The organism is Singulisphaera rosea (assembly GCF_054877945.1).
Genome location: NZ_JBTYIP020000026.1, coordinates 68,062 through 88,393, shown reverse-complemented (window position 1 = coordinate 88,393; position 20,332 = coordinate 68,062). Strand labels below are relative to the sequence as shown.

18 protein-coding genes are annotated in these 20,332 nt (G+C 65.1%); 11 read left to right on the top strand and 7 right to left on the bottom strand.

The window, feature by feature from the left end; translation table 11 throughout:
• Window positions 1–116: 116 nt before the first annotated feature.
• The 3 genes from ACYOEI_RS31455 to ACYOEI_RS31445 form a co-directional block, all read right to left on the bottom strand.
• Entirely contained in the window at window positions 117–3,122 is a 3,006-nt protein-coding gene (locus ACYOEI_RS31455; RefSeq protein ID WP_462853768.1) for an ATP-binding protein, read from the bottom strand.
• Between the two features lie 282 nt (window positions 3,123–3,404).
• On the bottom strand, window positions 3,405–4,364 hold the full coding sequence (locus tag ACYOEI_RS31450) for an acyl-ACP desaturase (RefSeq protein WP_462853766.1): 960 nt from the start codon (window positions 4,362–4,364) through the stop codon (window positions 3,405–3,407).
• Between the two features lie 260 nt (window positions 4,365–4,624).
• Window positions 4,625–5,002 carry a response regulator gene (locus ACYOEI_RS31445; protein WP_462853840.1) on the bottom strand — a complete coding sequence of 126 codons (378 nt, stop codon included), beginning with the start codon at window positions 5,000–5,002 and terminating at the stop codon, window positions 4,625–4,627.
• A 990-nt stretch (window positions 5,003–5,992) separates the two neighbouring features.
• On the opposite strand from ACYOEI_RS31445, the gene ACYOEI_RS31440 reads away from it, so the two are divergent.
• The 10 genes from ACYOEI_RS31440 to ACYOEI_RS31395 all read left to right on the top strand — a co-directional run bounded on the left by ACYOEI_RS31440 (window position 5,993) and on the right by ACYOEI_RS31395 (window position 16,599).
• On the top strand, window positions 5,993–6,673 hold the full coding sequence (locus ACYOEI_RS31440; protein WP_462853764.1) for an ABC transporter ATP-binding protein: 681 nt from the start codon (window positions 5,993–5,995) through the stop codon (window positions 6,671–6,673).
• 4 nt (window positions 6,674–6,677) lie between these two features.
• Complete coding sequence (locus tag ACYOEI_RS31435; RefSeq protein ID WP_462853762.1) at window positions 6,678–7,625, top strand: efflux RND transporter periplasmic adaptor subunit; 948 nt, start codon at window positions 6,678–6,680, stop codon at window positions 7,623–7,625.
• Between the two features lie 285 nt (window positions 7,626–7,910).
• On the top strand, window positions 7,911–8,570 hold the full coding sequence (locus tag ACYOEI_RS31430) for a phosphoribosyltransferase (RefSeq protein ID WP_462853839.1): 660 nt from the start codon (window positions 7,911–7,913) through the stop codon (window positions 8,568–8,570).
• Window positions 8,571–8,704: 134 nt separating this feature from the next.
• Window positions 8,705–9,175 carry a hypothetical protein gene (locus ACYOEI_RS31425; RefSeq protein WP_462853760.1) on the top strand — a complete coding sequence of 157 codons (471 nt, stop codon included), beginning with the start codon at window positions 8,705–8,707 and terminating at the stop codon, window positions 9,173–9,175.
• Window positions 9,176–9,523: 348 nt separating this feature from the next.
• Window positions 9,524–10,852 (top strand): PepSY-associated TM helix domain-containing protein, encoded by a 1,329-nt coding sequence (locus tag ACYOEI_RS31420; protein ID WP_462853758.1) that lies wholly within the window; start codon window positions 9,524–9,526, stop codon window positions 10,850–10,852.
• A gap of 157 nt (window positions 10,853–11,009) precedes the next feature.
• Complete coding sequence (locus ACYOEI_RS31415) at window positions 11,010–11,942, top strand: DUF1559 domain-containing protein (protein ID WP_462853756.1); 933 nt, start codon at window positions 11,010–11,012, stop codon at window positions 11,940–11,942.
• Window positions 11,932–12,435 carry a hypothetical protein gene (locus tag ACYOEI_RS31410; protein WP_462853755.1) on the top strand — a complete coding sequence of 168 codons (504 nt, stop codon included), beginning with the start codon at window positions 11,932–11,934 and terminating at the stop codon, window positions 12,433–12,435. Before ACYOEI_RS31415 ends, ACYOEI_RS31410 begins: the two co-directional genes overlap by 11 nt.
• A 297-nt stretch (window positions 12,436–12,732) precedes the next feature.
• Window positions 12,733–13,713 (top strand): DUF1559 family PulG-like putative transporter, encoded by a 981-nt coding sequence (locus ACYOEI_RS31405; RefSeq protein WP_462853754.1) that lies wholly within the window; start codon window positions 12,733–12,735, stop codon window positions 13,711–13,713.
• A gap of 75 nt (window positions 13,714–13,788) precedes the next feature.
• Entirely contained in the window at window positions 13,789–14,256 is a 468-nt protein-coding gene (locus ACYOEI_RS31400) for a hypothetical protein (RefSeq protein WP_462853752.1), read from the top strand.
• Window positions 14,257–14,370: 114 nt separating this feature from the next.
• The gene (locus tag ACYOEI_RS31395; RefSeq protein ID WP_462853751.1) at window positions 14,371–16,599 is read left to right on the top strand and encodes a G8 domain-containing protein; all 2,229 of its coding nucleotides are present in this window, start codon (window positions 14,371–14,373) and stop codon (window positions 16,597–16,599) included.
• 52 nt (window positions 16,600–16,651) lie between these two features.
• On the opposite strand, the gene ACYOEI_RS31390 is transcribed toward ACYOEI_RS31395, so the two are convergent.
• The 4 genes from ACYOEI_RS31390 to ACYOEI_RS31375 all read right to left on the bottom strand — a co-directional run bounded on the left by ACYOEI_RS31390 (window position 16,652) and on the right by ACYOEI_RS31375 (window position 19,498).
• Window positions 16,652–17,134: a GNAT family N-acetyltransferase gene (locus tag ACYOEI_RS31390; protein WP_462853750.1), complete on the bottom strand. Its 483-nt coding sequence runs from the start codon at window positions 17,132–17,134 to the stop codon at window positions 16,652–16,654.
• 112 nt (window positions 17,135–17,246) lie between these two features.
• Window positions 17,247–18,143 (bottom strand): NmrA family NAD(P)-binding protein, encoded by an 897-nt coding sequence (locus tag ACYOEI_RS31385; protein ID WP_462853749.1) that lies wholly within the window; start codon window positions 18,141–18,143, stop codon window positions 17,247–17,249.
• Between the two features lie 142 nt (window positions 18,144–18,285).
• Window positions 18,286–18,570 carry a YciI family protein gene (locus ACYOEI_RS31380; RefSeq protein ID WP_462853748.1) on the bottom strand — a complete coding sequence of 95 codons (285 nt, stop codon included), beginning with the start codon at window positions 18,568–18,570 and terminating at the stop codon, window positions 18,286–18,288.
• A 37-nt stretch (window positions 18,571–18,607) separates the two neighbouring features.
• The gene (locus ACYOEI_RS31375) at window positions 18,608–19,498 is read right to left on the bottom strand and encodes an NmrA family NAD(P)-binding protein (protein WP_462853746.1); all 891 of its coding nucleotides are present in this window, start codon (window positions 19,496–19,498) and stop codon (window positions 18,608–18,610) included.
• A gap of 179 nt (window positions 19,499–19,677) precedes the next feature.
• On the opposite strand from ACYOEI_RS31375, the gene ACYOEI_RS31370 reads away from it, so the two are divergent.
• Window positions 19,678–20,304 (top strand): RNA polymerase sigma factor, encoded by a 627-nt coding sequence (locus tag ACYOEI_RS31370; protein ID WP_462853744.1) that lies wholly within the window; start codon window positions 19,678–19,680, stop codon window positions 20,302–20,304.
• Window positions 20,305–20,332: the final 28 nt, after the last annotated feature.

Here is a 20,332-nt window from a genome sequence, read left to right as displayed (position 1 = left end):
GAGTGAAGGGATCGTTCGGTGTAGGGTCTCTTGATTGAAGGCGAATCGCCTCCTTCGGTCGTCCGAAGGCATCGACGATTGCTACGCACTGGGAGGACTCGCCGCGAACCGGCCCGTCACGCCTGGCCATTCGCCCCGGCGGAGAGCAGCGCAAGCAAGGCGTCGTAGTCGACCGGCTTCGTGAGGTGAAAATCGAACCCGGCACTTTTCGAGCGTCGTCGGTCCTCGTCCTGGCCGTACCCGGAGACGGCGATGATCACCGCGTCCTTGCAGCATGCCTCTCGACGGAGCTGCGAGGCGACCTCGTAGCCGCTCATTCCCGGCAGGCCGATGTCCAGCATGATAAAGTTCGGCCGCTGCTCCCTCGCGGCCTCGATCCCCTCCATCCCGTTGTGGGCGGTCTCGATCTCGTGACCGAGGAGCTTCAAGAGCCTCGCCATCCCGCGGGCGGTGTCCACGCTGTCGTCGACGATCAGGATGCGGAGCTTCTTCACCGGGTGCTCCGCCTGGCCACCCGGCGTGGAACGCATGCTGGCAGTCGTCTTGGTGAGGGGCAGCCGGATGAGGAACTCGCTGCCCCTACCGACCCCCTCGCTACTGGCGACGATGCTCCCGCCATGCAGCTCGACGAGCTTCCTCACGACCGTGAGCCCGATCCCAAGGCCGCCTTCGGAACGGGCCAGCGACCGATCCCCCTGGGCGAAGAGTTCGAACATCTCGGGTAGCTTCTCGGGCGGGATGCCGACGCCGCGGTCCTTGACGCTGATCACGACCTCGTCGCGGTCCTTACGGGCTGAGAGGCGGATATGTCCGCCGTTCTCGCTGTACTTGGCCGCGTTGTTCAGGAGGTTCACGACGACCTGCTCGAGCCTCGTCGGGTCTGCGTTGACCCACAGGTCCCCAGGTTCGTGCTCCAGCTCAAGCGTGTGCTTCCGCTCTTCGATGAGTGGGCCGACCGTGGCGGCGGCGCTCTCCAGGATCGGTGAGACTTCGATGACATCGCGGCGGAGTCGGATCTTCCCCTGCGTGATGCGCGAGACGTCCATGAGGTCGTCGATGAGTCGGGACAGATGTTGCGTCTGCCGCGTGATGACTCCCATCGACCAGTCGACCTGTTCCCTGCCTTCGCTCTTTTCGGTCAGCTTGACCGCGTTGCCGATGGCGGCGAGCGGGTTTCGCAGCTCGTGGGCGAGCATGGCGAGGAACTCGTTTTTGCGCTCGTCGTTGATCTTCAACTCTTCGTTGAGTCTCGCATTCTGGATCGCGATGGCGGCGAGCTGAGATAGCTGCACGAGGATGGCTTCGTCGTCGGCATCAAACTCGCCGTCTTTCTTGTCGGCGAGTTGGATGAGGCCCATGTTCTTGCCGTTGCGGCCCACGAGCGGGGCGGCCAGCCAGCCGTTGGCGGTCGGGCCGACGCCGGCGAGCTTCGCCAGCGAATGCCATCTCGAGTCGGCGTCGAGCTGGGCCTGCGTGAGGCGGACCGGCCCGTGGGCGACCCGGATGGCTTCGAAGAACGCGAGACTGGCCATCGCCGACGGTGTCGAGTCGCGTGGGTATTTCTCAGAGTTCGAGACGATGTTGATCGGCTGGGGATAGTGCGGGTCGAGCACAATGCTGGTGGCGGCCTGATGGGCTCCGACGAGGTTCCTGGCTTCCTCGGTCACGACGCCGATGACGGAATTGACGTCGCGGGCCGAGTTGACGCGATTGGCGAGGTCCGTCAGCCCCTGGAGTTGTCTCGCCCGCCGTTCCCTCGCCTCCTCGGCCCGCTTCCGATCCGTGATGTCGACGACGGTGCCGTCGAAGCTCGTGAGTCGCCGATATTCGCCCTCGCCCTTGAAGTTGGCCCGGCCGACGCCGAAGACCCAGCGGACCGTCCCGCTCGGATGGACCACACGGTACTCGGCAGAGTAGGGCACGGGGCCCTGCGGGCGCACGGCGGCCTCGACGGCGGTGCGCACGTTGTCGCGGTCTTCGTCGTGGATGAGGGCGAACGCTTCCTCATAGCTAATCGGGTCGTTTCTCCCGGTGAATATGACTCGGAACCTCTCGTCGGACTCCAGGGCGTTCGTCACCGGGTCGATATTCCAGGAGCCGAGCTGGGCGGAGTCGAGCGCTAAACGTCTCCGCTCGTCAATTCGTTGCGAACGCTCCTCGTGCCGCTTGCGGTCCGTGACATCGACGACGATCCCGGAGAGGCTCCTCGGATTTCCCTCGGCGTCATACTCCGGCTTCCCCTTGGCGACGACCCAGCGAGGAGGGCCATCGGTCCTGGCGAGCCGATACTCCGCCTCGTACCCTTGGCCCGACCGAATCGCTTGGTCGATGACCGCAGACACCCGCTCTTGGTCCTCGGGATGGACCGCCCTGACGTAGTTCGCAATCGGCCCGCCGGCCGCGTCCTCGGGGGAGACCGAGAAGAGCCGGGCCAGATTGGCATCGGCGACGACGCGGTCGGCCGGGATGTCCCAGGTCCAGGTGGCGATGGCGCCGGCATCCAGGGCGGAATTGAGGCGCGTCCGCGTGTCGCGGAGGTCCCGATCCCCGGCCTCGATCGCCTCGAGGTTCTCGAGCGTGCGGACCGCGGCCGATGCGAATCGGGCAAGGCTCTCCAAGAGCCGGACGTCCTCTGAGTCGAACCGCTTTTCCTCGGTATGGGCCACGGCCCAGATGGTGCCGATGGGCACCTGCCCTCTGTAGAACGGGACGAGGAGGACCTCCCGGACCGGGGGATCGAGGGCGGCGATGTAGCCGTAGCATCCCACGGGATCGGCCATGAGGACGGGGGCATTTCGATCGAGCACGACCCCACAAGGGCTGAAGCCGCGCGGCATGGTCTCGCCGACGTACTTGTCATAAGCCCCGGACGTCGCCCGCCAGCGAAATACAGGATTTCGCCCTTCCGCCTCCTCGATGCTGATGCCCGCCGAGTCCGTTCGGCACAGTTCGAGGACGGCATCGGATAGCCTTTGGAGGATGGCCTTCGGGGATTCGGCCATCACTTCGGCAAGTCCGACCAGGGCGAGATTCTCCGCCCCGAAATCGGGAAGACGACGCGGCCGTCGGGCGAGTTCTTCGGTGATGACGACGTGGTCGATGGGGGCGGCATGGCGATTCATCGGCATCCTGGCCTGCAAGACGTTTTTCGCGATAGGGAGCCGAAGTGCTCCCGAAAATCGGCCGACGATAGCCGGCCCCCCGTCCTCCGCCACGGGCCTCCACCATCTTAACCGTGGGCTCGTGGCCAAGGACATCCTCATTTCAACTGCTCCGGTCATCCAGGCGCCCCTGTCCTCCACCACGCCACGACCCCTGGCCCCGGATGCCGCCGCCAAGGCCGCGATCGGCACCGATCAATGGCCGATGTCACGACAGGAAATCGCGAGAGATCACCGTTCCTCTCAGGACGCCACTCGTTGCAGCCAGGAAAAGGTCGCTGGGGACGGATCGGCAACACGCGCCTCGATCTCTTCGGCGAGGCCTTCGTATCGTTCCGGTTGACGGCAGAGGTAATCTCGGGCCTTGGCCGCTTGCCCCGCGAACGTCCGCCGCTCCAAGCCCCAGGCATCGTTCAGGTGGCGGATGATGGATGCATAATCCTGAGACGTATAGATTTGGCTGCGCTGGACGACCGCGGAGTAGTGATCGAACAGGTCGGGGTCGCGACCGTCCTCCATCCGACTTCCGGGCATCGCGATCAGGCGCCGGAGCATCCCCCGATAGGCCAGGATCGCGCCTTCGGGATCACGTTCGAAGACCTCGGCGACCGTCTTCGTGTAGAAGATCTCGTGCCGCGTTTCGTCGGCCGCGATCTTGCGGCAGATCCTGGCGAGGTTCTCCTCGCCCCGTCCGCCCGCGACTTTTGCCAGGTTCCCGTGGCTCAGCCGGGTCGCCCGCTCCTGGAACGCCGCGTAGATGAGCCCGGCGTAATCGTTGCCTTCGCTGCCCGGCGAGAAACCGTTGCGGATGAGGTGCTGGATCGTCGTCTCGACGGCCCTCATGTCGACGCGGCCGGAGAGCCTGAGGTAGGCATTGAGCAGGTCGCCATGCCGATTCTCCTCCGCGGTCCAGCCGCGGAGCCATCGCGCCCATGGGGTACCGCTCGTGCCCGTCGGATCCCTCGCGACGTGTTCGAGGGAGACCGTGTAATTCGGCAACGCCTCCTCGGTGATCATGTTGCCCACCAGGACAATGAGCAGATCATCGGGCAGGCATCGGGCCGTCTCTCGGAACCGTCCCAACTGCTCCGCCCAGTCCTCGGCCGTCAAGTCGGGGAGGAAATCGGTTGCCTGCCAGCTCTGCTCGACCGGGAGGAGCAGGCCCAAATGATCGGCGACATGTCCCTGTAAACTTTCAATCATGTCTCTCTGCATACGCTGTCACCTGGAGTCGCGAGAGGAAAATCGCCGGAGATGGTTCGGTGTAGCCGATCGGAAGCGAAACTTAAGGCTGGCGACCGCCGGGTGGGATCCGCACCCACTCGGCGGGCCGAGGCTGGCGATCGTGGATCGATTCGCTCGATGACCAGATAGCGGGTCGCGGACGGGCGCGATGAGCTCCCGAGCGAGGTCCGCGGCACGGGTCAAATCCCCTTGAGAACTCCGTCCGCAAGGCCGGCCTCCTACCGATTCCCGAAAGGTCTCCGTAAGCACTGGTTGAGTCTATCGACTAATTCGAAGAGGTCGACGGGCTTGCCGATGACGTCCGACGCGCCCGCTTCGCGGGCCAGCCGATCCACCCTCGTCCCTACGTCGGCGGTGCACGCGATCATCGGCACACGGCGTAAACTTGGGATCTCCCGCAGCTGACGGATCAGCTCGATACCATCGAGCTCCGGCATCCGGACGTCGGTCAGGACCAAGTCCGGTTGGAACTCCCCGACCCAATCCAACGCCTCACGCCCGCCTGCCGCGCCTTGTACCACGAACCCGTTGCGGTTTAAGAACTTCGTGAGGAGCTGGCGGAAATCCTCATTGTCATCAACGAGCAATACACGCATCGGAGAGGCCGCCACCTTCCCTAGGGTCGGCCGATCTCGGCGGACGAGCCACAACCGGCTCGGCCGGCGCTCGTCGTCGACTTAGTTACACCCTGACGCAAATCGTACGCCAAATTTTTCAATTATCAATTTTTTTGTATATTTTGTTGCTTGAGTCATGGAAAGGATGCCCTGGGACGCGATATAATCGAGTTCCCCCGACCGGGCCTGTTGGTCGTCGCCTTTCGCCATGCCCGCCGCGACTATGTCCGATTCCAAATGGGGTGATCGGTCGACGCGTTCTCGGTCTTGTGATAGGTATGAGTTTTTTTGTTTGTATTTATATTTTAATAAATATAAGTTTAAATCTAGTTATTTGGTCTTCGGTCGCCCGATCTTTGCTGTCGCGAAAGCGAAGGCCCATGACCCTGGATTCATCATCAACTATGGGGCCAGACCCGGCGATTCAGCCTCTACCTGGACGGTTCCCTCTGGCAGCGGCTCTCGGACGGTACCGAGCTCAGCCTCGGCTCGGTAGGGTCGGCGTGGGATCCGCGCGACCTACCTTTCGCCGGCCCGGAGTGGCTCGCTCTCAAGAAGCTCTACGAGACCCTCGCCGGACAAGCGACCTATGGCTCCAGCCCATCGGTTTTGGCTCGATGCTCGAGAATGGGAAGGGGCCAGCCCCAGCCCGAGCGATCCTGTCGCGTGCCAATGGGCCGCCGAGTCGGCCGAGGTCTTCGTGGGAATTGCACGTCCCGGCCGCGATCGAGCGAGCCGGGCTGTTTTTCGGCGTTCTCCTCCGGGGCGAATCAGCGGAGGCCGCACTTGTCGGACTCACCGTCCGATCGGTTTGATGCTGGCTCGAAGGTCGCCGGGTTGACTATGATGCGCCGCCGTAGGCGGTTCGCGACGAAAGACCGACTCTCGCCTCCAGGTTGTTCACGGACTAGGATTCGGCTTTGGTCAAGGCGTCCCGAAGCGGTGGGACCAGGAGAGAGTACGATCACGATGGCGGCCCTCGAAGCGATCGACGTGACGAAGACTTATCAAGAGGGGAGCCGGGCGGTCCCGGTGCTTCGAGGGGTCTCGCTGTCGTTGGATCGGGGCGAGGTCGTGGCTCTTTCGGGGCCGTCGGGGTCGGGCAAGACGACGTTCCTATGCATCCTCGGCTGCCTGCTGACGCCGAGCGGCGGACGGATCGTGGTTGACGGCCGCGAGGTCGACGGGACGGATCCCGGCAAGTTGTGGAAGGTCCGGCGACAGTCGATCGGCTTCGTCTTCCAGCAATACAACCTGTTCCCCTCGTTGACGGCGGAAGAGAACGTGGAGTATGCGCTCAACCTCAAGGGTTGGCGCGGGGCGAAGGCTCGCCGAGAATCGGTGCGAGTGCTGGAGGCGGTCGGGCTCGGCGAACGCAAGGGCTTTCGGCCCCGAGACCTCTCGGGAGGCCAACGACAACGCGTGGCGATCGCCCGGGCCCTGGCCGGTTCGGCGCCGGTGATCCTGGCCGACGAGCCCACGGGCAGCCTCGACTCGACCAGCGGGACGCAGGTCCTCGACCTCTTCCGCGACCTCGCCAGGTCCGAAAACCGGGCGCTCCTGATCGTGACCCATGACCCCAGCGTCCGTGCCGTCGCCGACCGCGTCGTCGCGATCAAGGACGGTCTCTTGAACCCGGCTGAGGCCTGAATCGATGTCGCCGACGATGATCGTGGGGCGGGTCATCCTGCCGGTGATCGGCCTGACCTTGGCGGCACTCCTAATCCGCCACGTTGTCCCGACCGGTTCGGTCGGGCTCCCCGCTGCCTTGGCTTCGGCCACGGGAACCGGGGCGAAGCCGACTCAGGGACCGTCCCACGCTGCTCCGCCATGGAAGGTGGTTGCGGAAGGGCGCGTCGTGGCTTATCCGGGGGCCGAGGTCGTGGTGGGGGCCGAGGTGGCGGGGAAGATCCTCGCGATGCCCGTCGGCGAGACCTCTTCCGTGCGCAAAGGGGCCCTCCTCGCGGAGTTCCTGTCGGACGACGCCGACGCATTGGTCCGCGAGGCCCAAGCTCGTCTCGCGGAGGCGGAGGCCGAACTCGCGAAGGCGACCGTCGAAAGCCAAAGACGCCAGGCATTCCAATCTCGCCTTGCCGGGACGGTTCTGGAACGGGACCGCGTCGACCACGAGTTGGGAATCGCCCGCGCCCGTCGCAACGCCGCCAAGGCCGCCGCCGATCACGCCGAAGTCCTGAAGGGCCGGTGCCGGGTCCTCGCCCCGATCGACGGCGTCGTCGTCGCGCGCCACGCCGACCCGGGTGAGACCGTCAACCTCGGCTCGCCGCTGGTCACGATCGTCGACCTGGGTCGACTTCGGGTCGAGGCCGAGGTTGACGAGTCCGACATCGCCCGATGCGTCCTCGGTGCGAAGGCGATCCTCTCCGCCGAAGCGTTCCCCGGCCGGTCCTGGAAGGCCGAGGTCGAGGAAATCCCGGTCGCCCTCACCGGCCGCGAGATCCGCCCCGAAGACCCGAGCCGGCCGACCGATCTGGGCGTCCTCCGGGTCAAGGTCACGCCCCGCGAAGCGAACCCGCTGAAGTTGGGGCAGAGGGTCGATGTCGAGATTTTTGCCGGGAGTGATCATCTGTCCGGAGGTCGTTGAGCTTTTTGCGACGGATGGACCGTGGATATGAAAGATGATAGCTATCCGCAGATGACGCAGATTCGGACGAATGAATCAATTGAAAATTCGTTGATTTTTCTGCGTGGATCTGCGTCATCTGCGGATAGATTTCCTTTTCTTGTCCGCATTTCATCCGTGGCCAAGAAGTCAACGACCCCGCCTCGGGCTAAGGCCCGGGTTGTATCGCCAAACCGGCGCAGGGTTTGCTTGGTTATCCGAGATATGGGAAATCGTTCTTCGACTCTGCAATTGGAGGAGAGGATGATGGCCAAGCCTTACCGAGATAGGGCCGAAGCGGGGCGTGTCCTCGCCGGGTGGCTGAGCAAGTATGACGGGTGGTCGGATGTGCTCGTGCTGGCCTTGCCGCGCGGGGGCGTGCCGGTTGCGTTCGAGGTAGCGATCGCACTCGGCGTCCCGCTGGACGTCTTCATGGTCCGCAAACTCGGCGTGCCGGGCCGCGAGGAACTGGCGATGGGGGCCATCGCGAGCGGCGGGGTGCGCGTACTCAACTGGGATGTCGTGGACCAACTCCGGATCTCCCGCGAGGACATCGAGGCCGCCGCGGCCCGTGAAGGGAAGGAGCTTCGCAGGCGCGAACGGGACTATCGCGAGGACCGCCCCACGCCGGACGTCCGCGACCGGGTTGTGATCCTGATCGATGACGGCCTCGCCACGGGTTCGACGATGCGGAGTGCCGTCGAGGCCTTGCGGCGACAGGGGCCGGCTCGGATGGTCGTGGCCGTGCCGGTCGCGGCCGCCTCGGCCTGCGAGATGTTGCGCGAGGAGGTCGACGAGGTCGTCTGCGCCGCGAACCCCGACCCGTTCCTCGCGGTCGGCGTCTGGTACGAGGATTTTACCCAGACGACCGACGACGAGGTTCGTGACCTGCTCTCGAAGGCCAAACGCGAGGCCGTGGCACTTTGAATGAGCCGTGGCCAGAGAGAATCGAATCCCAGAGAGATTTGAAAAGATCGATGTCCGCATCGAGAAAGGATGGCGTTTACCTTCATGCGGCGGGTTCGCTCGACCCGCGTCATGAAGCACAAGTGAGGTGACAAATGCCATTCCTTGACACCGCATACTATGGTCGCCCGATGCCATTGCCCCCCGGTGGGTTCTGGAATGTCTCGCAGAGCGTGGGGCCGATCTTGAACGGCCCCTACACCCCGGGCGACGTCATGCTGTTGCAGACGTTGCTCAAGGAAATCTTCCGACTCCCTCGCCCTATACCCTCGGCGCCGTCCGGCCCGGTGACGCCAATCCACGGCAAGATCCATGTCAACGGGACGTTCGACCTCAGCACGAGTACGCATCTTTTGCACTATCAGCAGACTCGTAACCTGTTCGGCGACGGCCAGTTGACCAAGCCCCCGGTCGGAAGGTCGATCGGCATCAATTCGGGCAAGGTGTATACGATTTTTTTGCTCAACGAGGAATTTCGGTTGAGCGACTCGTCGTGGTTCGAGAACCTGTCGACGGATTCCAAGACAAACCCCATGCTCCGCGCGGCCCTGACGGGCACGCCCTGAATCGTCGTCCGGCGCACGGGCGTGGGATCGTTCCCACTCGCACCCCCGGACGCCAGATGACGCGACCCCTTCCGTCCTCGGGCCATCGCCGTTCTCGCAAGCTTCGCCGCACCCTCCGACGCATGACGCCGCTTCCCTCACGCCCAAACCTCAGTCATTCCTCCAACACGTGTGTTGACCTCTCGCCACTCCCGGAGTACAGTCTTTTCTGAGACTGAGTCTCAGTTTCATCAAAGCGCTTCTTGATCGGCCCTGGTCCCGCCGTTTCAGAGCCTGGGCACAGGACATGGTTTGCAGCGATTGAGCCGAGAGCTCAACGGGCAGCCGTGTCCTCGATCGGGAGGGGAGATGGGGGAGGAAATCGTCGCGGAGGCGCCTCGGACTCGGGCGCGACGCCAGCCTTTGGGAACGCAGGCGGGCTTGTACCGGGTGCTTTGGAGGTGGCATTTCTACGCCGGGCTCCTGGTCTCGCCGGTGCTCGTCGTGGTCGCCGTGACGGGCGGGCTGTACGTCTTCAAGGGAGAGCTCGAAGGGGTCCTCTACCCGAAGCTGATGTTCGCAACGCCGGGGGCCTCGCGGACGTCGTATGACGCCCAGGTCGCGACGGCCCGACGGGCCGCGCCTCGGGGGTACAACGCGATCAATCTGGTGGTCCCTGCGGACCCGGGCCGGGCCACGATCGTCTCGTTCGCGGCGCCCGATCGGCCGTTCCGCGAGACATTCGTCGACCCTTATTCGGGCAAGCTGCTCGGCACGCAGGAAGACGACGGAGTCTTCGGGGTCATCCTCGACATCCATCGCCGGCTCTTCATCGGGAGCACGGGACGGGCGATCGTCGAGCTGACGACGTGTTGGACGATCATTCTCTTGGTCACCGGGCTCTACCTGTGGTGGCCCCGGGGCCGCTGGAAGGCGCCGGGGACCTTTGGGTTCCGCCTGCGAGGCAAGCCTTACGTTGTCCTCCGCGACCTCCACTCGGTAGGCGGGTTCTACGTGCTGCCGATCGCCTTGACGATCGCCGGCACGGGGCTGCTTTACACCCTGGTCTGGGGCACGGGCTACCGCTACGCGGCGGTGAAGACGGGGGCGTTTGCGTTCCTCACCAACCCGCCGAAGGCGGTCTCATTGCCGAAGGCCCCGCGCCTTCCGCTCGACGAGATCGTGGCGATCGGCCGTCGGCGTTATCCCGGAGTCTCCCTGAACGTCAACCTCCTCCCGCGGCCTGGCAAGGCGACCATCGTCCTGGCCCGAGGCGAGTACGGGCCGAACATCTGGGGAGGCCTAGCCCTCGACCCGGCGTCGGGGGCCGTGCTCGCCGAGAGCACCCCCAACCGGATCCCCGCGCTCGGGTGGTGGTCCAACTGGAACTACCCCCTGCACGTCGGCTCGGTGCTCGGGACACCGACCAAGGTCCTCTGGCTGCTCACCTGCGTCGTCCTCGTCGCCTTGCCGGTCACCGGCGTCTGGATGTGGTGGGACCGTCGGCCGATCGGCCGGACCGGCTTCCCGAGACGCCCCGAGACCACCGTCCCCGGCTGGCTCCTCGGCCTGATCCTCGCCCTCAGCGTGTTCTTGCCGACGGTCGGGATCAGCCTCATCGTCATCCTCTTCGGTGAGTGGGTGCTCGGCCGTGTGTTGCGATGGCGGCGACCCGCCGCGATCCCCGGGGTCGCCTGAACCCCGATCCGCCCTCGAGCGGCCCACGGTCGAATGACGACTCCGCCTCCGAAATGAGCGTGGGCCGACACACCCCACGATCTGGATCTCCACGCCGGTGAAGCCGAAGGTCCCGGTATCGCCCGCCTTTTCTCATGGTTCATCGAGGTTGATTCTCATGCATCGCGAATCGAGACGTGGTTTTACCCTGATCGAGTTGTTGGTCGTGATCGCGATCATCGCCGTGCTGATCGCGCTGCTGTTGCCCGCGGTGCAGGCGGCCCGCGAGGCCGCCCGACGCGCCCAGTGCACGAACAACCTGAAGCAGATGGGCCTCGCCGTCCACAACTACGTCAACGTCCACGAGCGACTCCCGATCGGCCAGGTGGTCAACGGGGCCGGCATGGCGTCGCCCACGCAATACCGGATCGGCACGAACTGGTCGGTGAGCCTTCTCCCGTTCCTCGAGCAGTCGGCCCCTTATAACGCCTGGAACATCAGCTACAGCTTCGGCGAGCTCGCCAACACGACGGTCTCCCGGATGTCGATCGCGGCCTACCACTGCCCCTCGGCGTTGTCGCCGAACGTCGACACCTACACCGCAAATTACGACATGGCGGGCGCCGCGATGGGGACGAGCTTCACGGCCGGCGTGGTCGACTACTCCGTCACGTCGACGGTCTACCAACCTCCGCTGGTCCTCGGCGGGATGATCGACTTCTACGTGACCCCGAAGGGATCGCCCCTCTCCGTCGTCACCGACGGCCTCTCGAACACGACGATCTTCGCGGAGATGACCGGAGGCGCGTCGATCTACGGCCACGGCGGCGTGAAGTTCGCGGCGAACGACCTGGCCATGGGCCATCTCGGGGGGCTGAACCGGATGATGCAGCACACCTACAGCGCCGACGGCCGGATCTCGTACGGGGGCAATTGCGTGATCAACTGCGCCAACGCGGGGAGCTCCCCCTTCAGCTTCCACCCGGGCGGTGTGAACGTCGCCATGGGCGACGGAACCGTCCGGTTCCTGAAGGAGACGATCGCGGTCAACACGATGTTCAAGCTCATCGGCATCAATGACGGGGGGATCATCTCGTCCGATGAATATTAACGAGACTTTCCGGCGTGTTCCCGTGATTCGGCGCGACGCGTACCTGTCCTGGATCGTCGCGCTCGTCGCGAGCGGCTGCCCGGGCGGGGTCGACGACGGCCCGACCAAATACCCCGTCAAGGGGAGCGTGAAGGTCAACGGCGAGCCCGCCGCCGGCATGGTGGTCAACTTCAACGGCCTCGGCCAGGGGCAGGCCGGGAACGCGTCGAGGCCCGTCGGCCGGACCGACACGGCCGGGGCGTTCGAGCTCTCCACCAACGGCGACAAGGATGGCGCCGTCGAGGGCGAGTTCGCGGTGACCTTCTTCTGGCCCTCCGACGAAGGGGCGATGCCGACCGACCTGCTCGGCGGCAAGTTCGGCGACCCGGTCCGCTCCAAGATCAAGGCGAGCGTCGCGCCGAAGCCGAACGAACTCGCTCCCTTCGAGCTCGAGGTCGACGCGAAGAAGCTCAAGGCCGCCAAGTCCCGCAGCAGCGGCAACCCCCAGCCCTGAGCCCGAGGCGAGGCCGAGGACCCACTCCCCCCACGGCCCGTCGACATCCGAAGCGGATGCACCGGCCGTCGGGACCTCGGCCCCGACCCTTGGTCAATCCTTGGCCACAGGGCGGACAATCTTTGGCCGTTCGCCCAGGCGCGGTCGCCGGGGATCCTGGCGGATCCCTCTGGAAGCTATCGACATCGGTCCGATGATCCGACGGGGTACGGGACTTGCCAACGCCAAGGTTAAGTCTCCTGAATCGCCCGCAGAGGTCATCTCCCCCTTGGCTCCCAATTCGAGAACGGCACCCCTATGAGATGTCTGAGCAGCAAACCCACCCGCACTCGCCACGAGGGTTTCACGCTGATCGAGCTGCTGGTGGTGATTGCCATCATCGCGGTCTTGATCGCTTTGCTGTTGCCGGCCGTCCAGTCGGCTCGCGAGGCCGCGCGTCGGGCCCAATGTATCAACAACCTCAAGCAGATCGGCCTGGCGTTCCATAACTACGTCGACACGAATAACATGCTCCCCGCCTCGTGCGAGGGGGTGAGCCGGCCGAACCTCGAGCAGTTCGGGGGTTGGGGCATCCGGATCATGTCCCAACTGGAACAGAGGGCGCTCTACGACGCCTACAACTTCCAGTGGGGCTTCCACATGCCGACGAACCAGACGGTCACCCGGACCGTCGTGGCCGTCTACCTCTGCCCCTCGTCGACGCGCTCGTCCAACCCGACCAGCGGCCTCGTGAGGTTCACCAACGGCTCGACCAGCGTCTCCGACCCGACCCTTGACGGGGCCTCGAGCGACTATTTCACGGCCCGCTCGTATATCGACCTCTGGAACGTGCCGACCCTCGTCGAGCACGTCGGGGCGATCGATCAGACCTTGTACACGCCCTTCTCCAAGATCACCGACGGCCTTTCGAACACCCTCCTGGCCTACGAGTGCGCAGGCAAGCCCGACTACTGGCGGAACGGCAAGCTCGTCGCGAGCTACAGCGCCGGCTCGACGGCGATCCGCACGAACGCCAAGGGCTACAGCCACGGCGTCTGGACCGGGTTCATGAACATGCGGATCGTCAGCTTCACGGGGGGCGAGTACGAGTACGACGGCCCTTGCCTCATCAATTGCCACAACGGCTGGAACGCGGTCTACTCATTCCATCCTGGTGGCGTGAACACCCTCTCCTGCGACGGCTCGGTGCGGTTCCTCAAGCAGTCGGTCGCCAAGCCCGTGATGCGGGCTTATGTCACCCGGGCCGAGGGCGAGATCATCAGCGCCGATCAACTCTGAGCCCGAATTTGCACGCATGAGACGGTAGGTCCCATGACTTCCAGGAACGACGTCCGACCCATGCCGAGATCAGTCATGAGCTTTGGCGCGATCTTGTTGGCCGCCATCGCCTCGCCGGGGTGCGGCCATGACGACCGGTTGCCATGCTTCCCCGCGTCTGGAAAGGTCCTCGTCGACGGCAAGCCGGCCAAGGGCGTGGAGGTCCGCCTCGTCCCCGCGCAGGCGCCTGACGACCCCGACACGCTCCGCCCGTTCGCGACCTCTGGAGAAGACGGAGGTTTTGCCCTCGGCACGTATGAGGCTGGCGACGGTGCCCCGGAAGGGAAGTACAAGGCGACCCTCTTCTGGCCCGACCGCCCCCCCGGCCCCGGCCATCCCAATGACCTCCTGGGAGGCGATTACGTCCAGGCGAGCCGGTCCGGATTCGAGGTCGCGATCGCCGAGGGGACGAATACCCTCCCGGCCTTCGAGGCCAAAACGCCCGTGAAGCCGGCGAAGCCCCGCGCTTCCGCAAAGGTGAAAGGCTCTGACGGCATTGAATGATCATCGCCGGTTATAAACAGGTTTCGTGGCAGACGCCCCGAACTTGCAACGCCTTCGGCGAGCACGTTCCCATTTCCCAATACAACTCTCGACGACGCACACGACGAGACTAAAATGATGCTCAATCTCCAGTCCATCGTCCTCGTCCAGGCGCTCCTGACCGCCGAGCCGAGCCCCCCGGCCGAGCTCCCGCCCTTGGTCCGCTCCGCGGCCAACGGCGCCTGGTCCGACCCGAAGACCTGGGAAGGGGAGAAGATCCCCGGCCCGGGCGTCCGGGTCCAGGTGCGTGCAGGACATTCGGTCCGCTACGACCTCGACAGCGACAAGGTGATCCGCTCGATCCACGTCGCGGGCACGCTCGAGTTCGCACGGGACCGGAACACTCGCCTCGACGTCGGCCTGATCAAGGTCCAGCCCGGTGACGACGCCTCAGAGAATGGATTCGACTGCGACGCCCATCCCGCCTCGGGCGAGGCGGGGCACCTCCGGCCGTCGTTGATCGTGGGGAGGCCCGACGAGCCGATCCTCGCGGGGAAGACGGCGAAGATCCGCCTGACCTACGTCGAGGGGATGAACAAGGAAACCTGTCCCGCCATCATCGCCTGCGGCGGCCGGATGGAGTTCCACGGCACCCCGCTCGTGAAGACCTGGACCAAGCTCTCACGCGAGGCCCATCGCAACGAGCCGATCATCCTGGTGAAGGCGGACCAGGTCGCCGACTGGAAGCCCGGCGACCGCATCATCCTCGCGGGCACGACCCGACAATTCGGCTACAAGGACACGCGGACCTACAGCGTCGTCGAGCGGCCGTCGACCGAGGAACGGGTGATTGTTGAGATCAAGAAGTATGTCGAGAGTGGGCTCGTGCGGATGACGCTCGACAAGCCGCTCGACTTCGACCACCGCGCCGAGGACGACTACCGGGCGGAGGTCGCGAACCTATCGCGCAACGTGATCATCGAGTCGTCGGATCCGGACGGCGTCCGCGGCCACACGATGTATCACCGGAATTCCGCCGGCTCGGTCAGCTACGCCGAGTTTCGACACCTGGGGAAAGCAGGGGTGCTCGGGAAATACAGCCTGCACTTCCACCTCGCCGGCGACTCGATGCGGGGGACGTCGGTCGTCGGGGCGTCGTTCTGGGACAGCAAGAACCGCTGGATCACGATCCACGGCACCAACTACCTCGTCGTCCGCGACTGCGTCGGGTACAAGTCGGTCGGCCACGGGTTCTTCCTCGAAGACGGCACGGAGACGCGGAACGTCTTCGACGGGAACCTCGCGGTGATGGCGCTCCGAGGCAAGCCCTTGCCCGACCAGGTCCTGCCTTATGACAAGAACCTCGGCTCGGGCTTCTGGTGGGCGAACAGCCTGAACTCGTTCACGAACAACTCGGCCGCCGAGTGCGACCAGGACGGCTACCGCTTCGAGGTCTTCGCGGGCGCGGGGTTCAACCCGACGCTGTCGGTGCTCCAAGCCGATGGCTCGAAGAAACGGACCGACATCCGTACGCTGCCGTTCATCCGCTTCGAGAACAACGAGGCGCACTGCATGCGGTTCTTCGGCCTCAACCTCGGCGGCTTCAACGACGGCGGCGTCCCGGCCTACGCGGGCGAGAAGCCCGCCGCCAAGGAGCCCACCGCCGCCTATCCCAGGGTCACGACCCGCGAACGTATCGAGGACGTCGAGGGGGTCGGGCCGGACCCGAAGCACCCGTTCCTGATCAAGAACTACCGCGCCTGGGATACGCACTGGGCCTTCCACGCCGGCTCCCCGTCGGTCAGGGCCGACGGCTTGGACCTGTATGACTCGCAGTACGGCGTCTGGCGGAGCGTGGTCGACCACCATGAGTACGGCGACCTCAAGATGGCGAAGATCATCTCTCGAGGGGTCTTCTTCCCCAGGCCCGGGCTCTCGAAGCCCGACGATATGGCCTTCCTCACCCCGACCGACGACCTCCCGCCGTCCACGGCGATCACGACGGTCGTCCTCGCCAAGACCAACGGCTCCCCGACCGGGCGCCTCCTCGTCCGAGGTTCGTGCGCCGACGACTACACCGTCAAACGCGTGACCGTCAACGACATCGAAGCCCGGCCCCTCCGGCCGAACTTCGCCCAGTGGGAGGTCGAGATCGACGCCCCGAACGGGGCCATCACCGCGCTGGCCGAGGACGATGCCGGCAACCTCGAGAAGATGCCCCACGTCTTGACATTCGGGATGTCCGAGGAAGGTGGCCTCGTGTCCCTGACCTCGGCCACCCTGCCTTCGGGTCACACTCCGGCCGCCGACGAACGAGGACACGACGCGGCCCAGTCGTCGGACCACGCGCACTCGCGCCGTTGAACCTGAATCGGCCCGGCCAATCCCCTGGCCGGGCCGATCGGTCTTCTTCGGGTTACCTGCCGGCCGCCAACCGTTCGATCTCGGCGTCTCCCAGTTGCACGCAACGGAGGTCGTTGCGGATCGTCCCCCCCTCGCGCTCGTAGAACGCGATCCCCCGATCATTCCCCACGTTGACGGTCCAGGCGATCTTCCCGCCTCCCCACTCCCTGACGATTTGCGCGAGGCTCGCCAGCAGGTCCTTCCCCGCGCCGAGGCTCCGGTATTCATCTCGGACAAACAGGTCGTCGAGCCAGATCCCCGGCCGTCCGACGAAAGTGGAGAACGTCCGATAGTAGGTCGCAAACCCGATAACCCGACGCTCCGACTCGGCCAGGAGGACGTAGGCGTCGGGCGTCGCCGAGAAGAATGCCTTGCGAAGTTGCTCGGACGTCGCCACGAAGTCGCTGACATCGCCGTCGAATTTCGCTTTCAAGGTCAACAGCTCCATGAGGGTGGGCATGTCCGTCTCGGCCGCCTGGCGCACCTGGATCTGCATGACTCGAGCTCATTCGGTCTGGAAGTCGGTGGACGACCGCCACGCGCGTGGCGGTCGATGACACTCCAGAGGAGGGAGCCGCGGCCGAGGTTCGCGGATACCCCCGACAACCTCAAGTCAGCATCCCGCGGTGTTCCGCGATGAACTCCTCGATGGTCATCAGCGGCTGCCCCATGATCGCGGCACCGATGTCGTCCGTCCCTTCGAGGAGCCCTTCCTGCTGATCCACCCGCACCGATGTGAAGTGGCTCCGGAAGGCGGTGTTGCTCTCGAAGCCGAGAAGTTCCAGGTAGGTGGAAACGTCGACCTGCTCGAACCGGATGACTTTGCCCAGCACGCGGCCGACGATCGCGGCAAGCTCCGCGTGGCTATATTCGACCGGGCCGTGGAGTTGATAGGCCTTTCCCGCGTGTTCTCCGGGATTCTCGAGGATCCCGACGACCACCCGAGCGATGTCGCTCGCCGGCATCGGGGCGAAGCGGCTCTCCGCATCGAAGGGGACGACGTAGCGCCCCTGCCGGATCAAAGGCGCGATGTAGAGCAGCCACTCGGCGAAGAAGGTGACGCGCAGGTGTGTCACGCCCAACCCCGACCATCCGAAGACCTGCTCGGAGAGCCAGTGATTGAGCGTGGCCTTGCTCCTGGCGTGGGGACGTGACTGCTTGTGCGACATGTTCGCGATGTGCTCCAGGCCGTTCTCCCTGGCCGCCTGGGCAAAGAGCACCGTGGACTCGACCAGGCCGTCCGCGAGGGGATAGACGTAGTAGGCCCGCGAGACCCCTTCTGTCGCCGCACGCAGGTCGTCCAGTTTGAGGAGGTCGCCGTACACGACCTCCGCGCCCTGTGCTTCGAGTTTCTCCGACCGCTCGTCAGGCTTCCGTGCCATCGCACGGACGCGGTGACCACGCTCGAGGAGCCGCTTCACCGTCGGCCGGCCCGTGTCGCCCGTGGCGCCGGTCACGAGGAAGATCTCGTCCGACTCGCCATTGGCGTTTGAATTGGTTTTCATTCGTCACTCGGGGAATCGGGAGATCGAGGGGCAACTGGAATAGGTAATGATGAGGGACGTCCGTCGCCTCGTCTTTCGCAGGAAGAGCGGGGCAAGAGTGCCCCGCCAACCAGGGGGACATCCGTGATGCGGAGGCCGTGATCTACTTGATCAACATGCCGAGCGGCAGGAGCGGCCCGATCGGCATGAGGTCGAAGGTGAGGAGGCCGGCCTGGCCGAGCGGTAGGGCCTTGAGGAGCCGATCCGCCTCGTCGACCGAGTCGACGCTCATGAGGAAGATGACCCCGGTCTCTTCCTCCCTCAGCCAGAACTGCTCCATCTTGCCGGAGAGATAGAGCTGCAAGGTGGCCGGGACCTCGTCGGGCAGGTAGCGTCGGCGTTGTTCCGGCGAGAGAGGTTTCAAGGTTCCGATCGCCATGACTTTCATCGGTCTTCTCCAATCATTGAAGGTGATGATTCGACAACTAAGCCGTCTTCGGGTTGAGTTGGTCGGCGTGGGCACGCGCGAATTCGCCGACGCTCATGGGCTTGCGGCCGGAGAGTGTCTCGACGTTGTCGTTCGTCCCGCCCATCACGCCGTTTTGGTAGGCCTCCATCGCGCCGGCGAGGTGCTGGACGATGTACGGTGGGACGCCCATCGCCGCGATGGAGCGGCCGTAGTCGTCGATCGGGAGGTCCTCGAAGACGATCTTGCGGCCCAACGCTTCGGTGAGCTCGGCCGCCATCTGCTCGTGGTCCATCTCGACAGGCCCGAAGAGCGGGTAGGTCTGGCCGGCGTGCCCGCCCGGATCTTGCAAGAGCGCGGCGATGACGCGCCCCTGGTCTTCGGCCCCGATCGGGGCGTGCTTCCCCTTGCCGACGGGCAGGCGGATGACTCCCTTCTCGAGGAACAAGGGGAGCTGCCAGGGGTAGAGCAACCACTCGAGGAAATAGGTGGGACGCAGGTGCGTCACCGCGAGTCCCGACCAGTTCAGGACCTGTTCGGCGAGGAAGTGGTCCCGACAGGAATCGCTCTTCGAGTGGCGGTCGGCCGACCGCTGCGACAGGTTGATCACCGCGGAGACGCCCGCCTCCTTGGCGGCCTGCGCGAAGTTGACGGTAGCCTGGATCAGCCCCGGCTGGACCGGGTAGACCAGGTACGCGGCATCGATGCCTTCCATGGCCTGGACGATCGTGTCGATGGCGAGAAAGTCGCCCTCCACGACCTCGGCCCCCTGGGCCTCCAGTGCCGACGATCGGCCGTCTTTGCGGTGCACCAACGCGCGGACTTTGAGCCCGCGCCGGAGGGATTCCTTCGTGGCGGCGCGGCCGGTCTCGCCCGTCGCTCCCGTGATCAAGACATGATGTTGTGCCATTTCCACGCTCTCGATTCGAGGGTCCCGGGCCCGACGCGTCGGAACGTCTCCGGCGCCGGATCTCGCTCCGGTAGGCGGCGCGTGTGGTCACCCGACGGATCGAAATCCCGAAAGAGGAGAGGACGTATCGTTCGGAGTCGCCTGACAGCCTGACGAAAAGCGGGTATGATTCATGAGTTATGGAATCAGGCCGCACGACGCTCGTGGTCCAGAAATACCTCGATCAGCTCGCCGACGCCCGCGAGGGGTCGGACGCCGAGCTGGTCATCTCGGCGCTCCTGGCCCAATCGGCGCGGAGGCTCCAGCGACTCTGCGCGACGCTGCTCTATCGGAGCTACCCCCGACTCGCCCGGCCGCCTCTCGGGCTGGAGGCCGAGGAGATGCTCGGGGCGGTGGTCGAGCGGTTGCTGAGGGCCTTGCGCCAGACTCGTCCCACGACCGTCCGGGGGTTCTTCACGCTGGCCGGGCAGCACATGCGTTGGGAGCTGAATGACCTGGCCCGTCGCCTAGATGAACGTGGAGGTGCGCTCGACGTCCTGGAGATCGACGTCGCATCCCCGCCGAAGAGCGACTCGGGGCTTGCCCCCGCGGCCCGGCGCATGCTGGACGCCATCGGGAACCTTCCCCAGGGCGAGCGTGAAGCCCTGGACCTGGTGCGGATCCACGGGATGACTCATGCTGAAGCGGCGGAGTTGCTCGGAGTGTCGCTCAAGACCGTCCAGCGCCGCCTTCAACGAGCGCTCCTATGTCTCGCGGCCGAGTTGAACGACTTGAAGCCCGGGTCTTCCGACGACACAACCTGCTGAGTGAATCAACGGGCGGAAAGGCGTGGTG

Coding starts and splice junctions, on each gene's coding strand:
- ACYOEI_RS31405 (WP_462853754.1), top strand. CDS start 12,733: ATGAGATGTCTGAGCAGCAAACCCACCCGCACTCGCCACGAGGGTTTC.
- ACYOEI_RS31380 (WP_462853748.1), bottom strand. CDS start 18,570: ATGAAAGTCATGGCGATCGGAACCTTGAAACCTCTCTCGCCGGAACAA.
- ACYOEI_RS31430 (WP_462853839.1), top strand. CDS start 7,911: ATGGCCAAGCCTTACCGAGATAGGGCCGAAGCGGGGCGTGTCCTCGCC.
- ACYOEI_RS31440 (WP_462853764.1), top strand. CDS start 5,993: ATGGCGGCCCTCGAAGCGATCGACGTGACGAAGACTTATCAAGAGGGG.
- ACYOEI_RS31375 (WP_462853746.1), bottom strand. CDS start 19,498: ATGGCACAACATCATGTCTTGATCACGGGAGCGACGGGCGAGACCGGC.
- ACYOEI_RS31390 (WP_462853750.1), bottom strand. CDS start 17,134: ATGCAGATCCAGGTGCGCCAGGCGGCCGAGACGGACATGCCCACCCTC.
- ACYOEI_RS31425 (WP_462853760.1), top strand. CDS start 8,705: ATGCCATTCCTTGACACCGCATACTATGGTCGCCCGATGCCATTGCCC.
- ACYOEI_RS31410 (WP_462853755.1), top strand. CDS start 11,932: ATGAATATTAACGAGACTTTCCGGCGTGTTCCCGTGATTCGGCGCGAC.
- ACYOEI_RS31370 (WP_462853744.1), top strand. CDS start 19,678: ATGGAATCAGGCCGCACGACGCTCGTGGTCCAGAAATACCTCGATCAG.
- ACYOEI_RS31420 (WP_462853758.1), top strand. CDS start 9,524: ATGGGGGAGGAAATCGTCGCGGAGGCGCCTCGGACTCGGGCGCGACGC.
- ACYOEI_RS31445 (WP_462853840.1), bottom strand. CDS start 5,002: ATGCGTGTATTGCTCGTTGATGACAATGAGGATTTCCGCCAGCTCCTC.
- ACYOEI_RS31385 (WP_462853749.1), bottom strand. CDS start 18,143: ATGAAAACCAATTCAAACGCCAATGGCGAGTCGGACGAGATCTTCCTC.
- ACYOEI_RS31435 (WP_462853762.1), top strand. CDS start 6,678: ATGTCGCCGACGATGATCGTGGGGCGGGTCATCCTGCCGGTGATCGGC.
- ACYOEI_RS31400 (WP_462853752.1), top strand. CDS start 13,789: ATGAGCTTTGGCGCGATCTTGTTGGCCGCCATCGCCTCGCCGGGGTGC.
- ACYOEI_RS31450 (WP_462853766.1), bottom strand. CDS start 4,364: ATGATTGAAAGTTTACAGGGACATGTCGCCGATCATTTGGGCCTGCTC.
- ACYOEI_RS31455 (WP_462853768.1), bottom strand. CDS start 3,122: ATGAATCGCCATGCCGCCCCCATCGACCACGTCGTCATCACCGAAGAA.
- ACYOEI_RS31395 (WP_462853751.1), top strand. CDS start 14,371: ATGATGCTCAATCTCCAGTCCATCGTCCTCGTCCAGGCGCTCCTGACC.
- ACYOEI_RS31415 (WP_462853756.1), top strand. CDS start 11,010: ATGCATCGCGAATCGAGACGTGGTTTTACCCTGATCGAGTTGTTGGTC.